The organism is Dankookia rubra, from assembly GCF_004355005.1.
GTDB lineage: Bacteria > Pseudomonadota > Alphaproteobacteria > Acetobacterales > Acetobacteraceae > Paracraurococcus > Paracraurococcus ruber_A.
In genome coordinates, this window is record NZ_SMSJ01000310.1 from 1 (window position 1) to 808 (window position 808).

Consider the following 808-nt stretch of genomic DNA (forward strand, 5'->3'; position numbering starts at 1 on the left):
CATCCGAAACCAACCGCAACCCAGTAGCGGTCACCAAGCTCAAGCGGTGGCTACCGGCTGCCCCAATTTTACTCCGCCGGGCGCTCCAATATTCCTCCGCCGTTGACACCTGGCTCGCACTGCGTAGCGGTCTGCCGGCCACGCGGATGGCAGCCGCATCCGCCGCCTAGTCGGCCTCCTGTCGAACGGCGCGATCGAAGACTCGCCACTCTACGTATAACGACGCAGAGCTTCAGCGCGGTCGCGCCCACAATGGCGGTCGGCCGAGCGACGAACGCCGACGAGGGACAGGTCGACACCGTGGAGCTTCTGCGCGATCCCATTTTCGGCTGATTGGCCTGCCGCCGGTGCACCGCGCTGTGCGAGAATGCCCGCGCGAATCGGCTGCAACGAGACACGGAGGCCACATGGCGAACAAGACGGCGGAAAAGCCGAAGAAGCCGGCAGCAAAGGCTGACGGCGGCAAGCCGAATGCGCTGCAGAAGCCTCTGACGCCATCGGAGGAACTGAGTGCAGTGGTCGGCGCCGGCCCCCTCCCGCGCGGCGAGGTGGTCAGCAAGGTCTGGGACTACATTAAATCCAACAACCTGCAGAACCCGGAGAACCGCCGCGAGATCCTGGCCGACGACAAGCTCCGCAAGGTCTTTGACAAGGACAAGGTGACCATGTTCGAGATGAACAAGCACCTCGCCCAGCACCTATTGATCCGGCCTGGGCGATCTTGAATCAGGCGGCGTAGCGAAAAGTCTTGTGCCCGAAGAAGCTGCGAACGCGGTCGGGCAGCTTCGATAGCCTGCGCATGTGCCCG

General features: G+C 63.6%; 1 protein-coding gene. It reads left to right on the top strand.

The features are described 5' to 3' along the window. Positions 1-407: 407 nt before the first annotated feature. On the top strand, positions 408-725 hold the full coding sequence (locus E2C06_RS36745; RefSeq protein ID WP_133293423.1) for an SWIB/MDM2 domain-containing protein: 318 nt from the start codon (positions 408-410) through the stop codon (positions 723-725). Positions 726-808 lie beyond the last annotated feature (83 nt).

Bases quoted from the DNA above. Each gene is read 5' to 3' on its own strand.
- E2C06_RS36745 (WP_133293423.1), top strand. From the start codon at position 408: ATGGCGAACAAGACGGCGGAAAAGCCGAAGAAGCCGGCAGCAAAGGCT.